General features: G+C 40.4%; 4 protein-coding genes and 1 tRNA gene. All 5 read left to right on the top strand.

Features of this window, described 5'->3' with window-relative positions; genetic code table 11:
• The first annotated feature begins 88 nt into the window (after positions 1-88).
• Positions 89-1,924 (top strand): RNA polymerase sigma factor RpoD, encoded by a 1,836-nt coding sequence (gene rpoD, locus CXF78_RS10515; protein ID WP_102036745.1) that lies wholly within the window; start codon positions 89-91, stop codon positions 1,922-1,924.
• 184 nt (positions 1,925-2,108) lie between these two features.
• Positions 2,109-2,185, top strand: a tRNA-Ile gene (locus CXF78_RS10520).
• 279 nt (positions 2,186-2,464) lie between these two features.
• Positions 2,465-3,160: a CHASE domain-containing protein gene (locus CXF78_RS10525; protein ID WP_102036746.1), complete on the top strand. Its 696-nt coding sequence runs from the start codon at positions 2,465-2,467 to the stop codon at positions 3,158-3,160.
• Positions 3,160-3,813 carry a GGDEF domain-containing protein gene (locus CXF78_RS10530; protein WP_102036747.1) on the top strand — a complete coding sequence of 218 codons (654 nt, stop codon included), beginning with the start codon at positions 3,160-3,162 and terminating at the stop codon, positions 3,811-3,813. The genes CXF78_RS10525 and CXF78_RS10530 overlap by 1 nt, the downstream gene beginning before the upstream one ends.
• The coding region (locus CXF78_RS10535; RefSeq protein WP_102036748.1) for a hypothetical protein at positions 3,813-4,695 on the top strand (883 nt) is incomplete at its 3' end. The genes CXF78_RS10530 and CXF78_RS10535, both read left to right, overlap by 1 nt.

The raw sequence follows: 4,695 nt of genomic DNA on the forward strand, positions 1-4,695 counted from the left end.
CACACAGCTATAATTGACGATTTGCGCGCCACTTAGCACAGCTAACTGGCCTATCGTTTTATCAGTTACCCAAAATTGGATGATATCTATGGATCACACTCCGCAGTCGCAACTCAAACTGTTGCTCGCTAAAGGTAAAGAGCAAGGTTACTTAACCTATGCAGAAGTGAACGACCACTTACCTGCAGACATGGTCGATTCCGATCAGATTGAAGATATTATCCAGATGATAAATGACATGGGTATCCGCGTTTTTGAAGAAGCGCCAGATGCCGATGACATGATGATGTCGGAAGACAACACAGACGAAGATGCTGCAGAAGAAGCAGCGGCAGCTCTCGCAACCGTAGAAAGTGAGTTAGGCCGAACCACAGACCCTGTCCGCATGTATATGCGCGAAATGGGCACGGTAGAGCTACTTACTCGCGAAGGCGAAATTGTTATTGCTAAACGTATCGAAGAAGGTATCAACACTGTACAGAGTTCTGTCAGTGAATACCCTCAAGCGATCGCAATGATCTTAGAGCAATTCGATAAGTATGAAGCTGAAGAATTGCGCTTGTCTGATATTATCTCTGGATTTATCAATCCTGACGACGATGACGTCGCACCAACAGCCACCAACGTTGGTTCAGAATTAGCAGACTCTAAAAACGATGATGACGATGATGACGACGATGATGACGATGAGGAAGAGGAAGAAGGCAACAAAGGACCAGATCCTGAAGAAGCCAAAGAAAAATTCACTCAACTCAGAGAAGCCTACGAAAAAAGTTTAGGAATTATTGCCGAAAAAGGCCGTGATCACCCTGAAGCGATTGGCTCATTATTTGTTATTGGCGAATTATTCAAAGAATTCCGTTTAGTACCTAAACAGTTTGACCGTTTAGTGAAAAGCATGCGCACCATGATGGACCGCGTACGAATTCAAGAACGTCTTGTCATTAAGCTTTGTGTTGAACACGCTAAGATGCCAAAGAAAAACTTTATTAAGGCTTTCACTGGCAACGAAACAAACTTAGATTGGTTTAACAAAGAAAAAGAAAGCACTAAGCCTTACGCTGAAGGTTTGCGCTTGATCACCGATGACGTAACGCGTTGTGTGACCAAACTTGGTGCTATTGAAGTTGAAACAGATTTAACCATCGCAGGCATTAAAGACATTAACCGTCGTATGTCTATCGGTGAAGCGAAAGCTCGTCGTGCGAAAAAAGAAATGGTTGAAGCTAACTTACGTTTGGTTATTTCTATTGCCAAAAAGTACACCAACCGTGGTTTACAGTTCTTGGATTTAATCCAAGAAGGTAACATTGGTTTGATGAAAGCAGTAGATAAGTTTGAATACCGCCGTGGTTACAAGTTCTCGACTTATGCAACGTGGTGGATCCGTCAGGCAATCACTCGTTCAATCGCCGACCAAGCACGTACGATCCGTATTCCAGTACACATGATCGAAACGATTAACAAGTTGAACCGTATTTCTCGTCAAATGCTTCAAGAAATGGGCCGTGAGCCGTCTCCTGAAGAATTAGCAGAACGTATGATGATGCCTGAAGATAAAATTCGTAAGGTACTGAAAATCGCTAAAGAGCCAATCTCCATGGAAACCCCAATCGGTGACGATGAAGATTCGCATTTAGGTGATTTTATCGAGGATACTACCCTCGAGCTACCACTTGACTCAGCAACTAGCGAAAGTCTAAAGAACGCCACACACGAAGTCTTAGCTGGCTTAACAGCCCGCGAAGCAAAAGTACTGCGTATGCGTTTTGGTATCGACATGAATACTGACCACACGTTAGAAGAAGTGGGTAAGCAATTTGATGTAACACGTGAACGTATTCGTCAAATTGAAGCCAAAGCGTTACGTAAATTACGTCACCCTTCTCGCTCAGAAATCTTAAAGTCGTTCTTAGACGAGTAAGCTCACTGAAAAAATAGTATAAAAACCTGCTTCGGCAGGTTTTTTTATGTCCAAAAACCCAATAATTGCTTAACAGATAACCAATTGAAACAAGATAAGTAAATACAATTAAAAACACGGGTGACAAGTGCCCACAAACTTCGTATACTTTCCCCGCTTTCGATAGTGACGACTATCTTAAGTCGGCCCCTTAGCTCAGTTGGTTAGAGCATACGACTCATAATCGTCAGGTCCCCAGTTCGAGTCTGGGAGGGGCCACCAATTCAACGAATCAAGACGCTCTTTAGCGTCTTTTTTTGTGCCTAAAATTCACAAGAGCCATACATATCAGATAAACAACTGTAGATTAATACCTACTACAGCATTTTAGTTTTTAACATTTACTCATTTCATATTGATATCATCAAGAATCAACATCTACTTTCTGCTCGGCTTTATATTGACATAAATGTTTCTAACAGCTTAAAACTCACCCAACAAATGTTTAATAAATGTAAATAAAAGGCTATCCTTGACGTACAACACTTTTAGAAACTGTTTATGCAAATTCATTCTACCCGCTCTAAATTAATGCTTTTGTTAGTCACTACCGGGTATTTACTTTTTTCGTTTGTGATTATTGAATATTTACACAGTAACTATTTACGCAATGCTGAAGCAGACAACTATCAACGTCTATCCGGTAGATTATCTTTACTGCGCGCCAAAATTGAAGCTTTGGTAAATTCAGAAGTATTTTTATCTGACAGTTTATCGACCTTAATTACTTTCGCCCCCAAAAGTACTTTAGCCCAATGGGAGCAGGTCGCGATGCAGCTTAAAAATAAAGGACCACACATACTGAATATAGGTGTTGCACCTAATGATGTCCTGTCCTTTATTTATCCGTTAGAAGGCAATGAGCGCGCCATGGGACTGGATTTTAGAGACAATCCAGCACAATGGGATAGTGTGCAACAAGCGCGAGTAATGCAAAAAATATTTATCCAAGGTCCGTTTAAACTGATTCAAGGCAACAAAGCCATAATTGGTCGTATGCCCATTTTTTCTGATCCACCTTTTAATCATCAATATTGGGGCCATTGTAGCGTGGTTATTAATATTGAATCGCTACTACTCGATGCCGGTATAAAAGACATAGACAGTAATCTTGAACGGCTATCAGAGGTGTTGATGGCAAAGGCACCCATGGCGACATTTTCTATGGTAAAGATATCGTTTTCGATAAGCCATTAATGACTGAAGAAGTGCATATTTTAAATGGCAGTTGGATCATTGGATTAAAGCAAGCGAAGCAAAACTCAACGAGTGAAATAACGTCTTGGACAAAGCATAATATAATCCGCTTGATTGGCTTTGCAGTCTCCATTTCATTTTTACTGAGTTTTATTGCCATTTTACAAGCTTATCGATTAGCGAATCGAGCGTCTTTGCATGACGCATTAACCCATTTACCCAATCGCCGTTTTGCCATGAGTATTTTAGAGCAGTTGCAGCAAGGTTCATTTAGCATCATTAGTATCGATCTTAATCGATTTAAAATTATTAATGACACATATGGCCACGCTGTTGGTGATGCACTTTTAATTGAAGTGGCCAAACGCATACTCAGCACTTTACGTAGTTCCGATACAATTGCACGCTTAGGTGGCGATGAGTTTTTAATTATTTTGCCGAGAGTCACTGAGCGCGATAGTATCAATAGGGTCATCAATAAGCTCGAAAAACACGTGTGTGAATTACCGTTTCGATACCAAGATACTACATTAGATGTTTGCATGAGTATGGGGGTTGCCCGCTACCCCCAAGATGCTAGTACACTATCTGACTTACTCCATTTTGCAGATGAAGCGATGTACCTGAACAAACAGCAAAAACGAGAAGAATAATGTCCATACCTTATCAATTAACTCGTTGTTTATGGTTTTCTTGTCAATTGATAAAGTTTAGCCTACTGACCTTTACACTCACGATGAGCACATTGATATACAGTGCCGAGCAGCCACAAATAGTCACTTATGTGGAGGGCACTAAAGTCGTCACTGATCCATATAATAATTACTTTATTGAATTATTATTATTAGCACTAGATCAGTCTATTGATAAATTTGGTCCATATCAGCTACAACCTATTGAAATCGATATTTCACAGAAACGACAAGTACGTGAGATACAAAAAGGCAGAATAGATGTGTTTTGGACCATGACATCTTATAGTCGTGAAGCCAGTTTATTACCTGTCAAATTCCCCCTGGCAAAAGGCATGTACGGTCTGCGTTTACTCGCAATCAATGCCAACGATACCGATTTATTTAGCGATATAGCTGGCTTACCAAGTGTAAAAGCAATGAAAGCTTTAGCTGCGATACCGGCATTATCGGGCAGAGATTGGCCCGACACGCCAATATTGAGGTTAAACAGATTTACAGTTGTAAGTGATGTCGCCGAAAATAAAATGTATCCCTATTTGTCTCAAAAGACAGGCTATTATTTTCCTCGCGGAATAGTCGAGCTATTTTCTGAGCTACAAAGTCGTGAAGAAAAGACGTTAATTAATGAACCTAGACTAGCGCTGATGTACCCTGCCGTTATATATTTTTTTGTTTCTAAACAAAATCCTCAACTGGCAGAACGATTGGAGTATGGTCTCAATAAAGCTAAAAATGATGGCTCATTTGACCGCTTGTTTTATGGCCATCCTAGGCATGATATGGCATTTAAACGAGCAAACCTAAGTCAGCGAATTTTTTTCAAACTTAAAAACCCATTAT

The sequence above is a fragment of the Shewanella sp. 11B5 genome (assembly GCF_002836795.1).
Taxonomy (GTDB): Bacteria; Pseudomonadota; Gammaproteobacteria; order Enterobacterales; family Shewanellaceae; genus Shewanella; species Shewanella frigidimarina.

What these genes read in the sequence shown, in the direction of transcription:
- rpoD (WP_102036745.1), top strand. Translation starts at nt 89, where the DNA reads ATGGATCACACTCCGCAGTCGCAACTCAAACTGTTGCTCGCTAAAGGT.
- CXF78_RS10525 (WP_102036746.1), top strand. Translation starts at nt 2,465, where the DNA reads ATGCAAATTCATTCTACCCGCTCTAAATTAATGCTTTTGTTAGTCACT.
- CXF78_RS10530 (WP_102036747.1), top strand. Translation starts at nt 3,160, where the DNA reads ATGACTGAAGAAGTGCATATTTTAAATGGCAGTTGGATCATTGGATTA.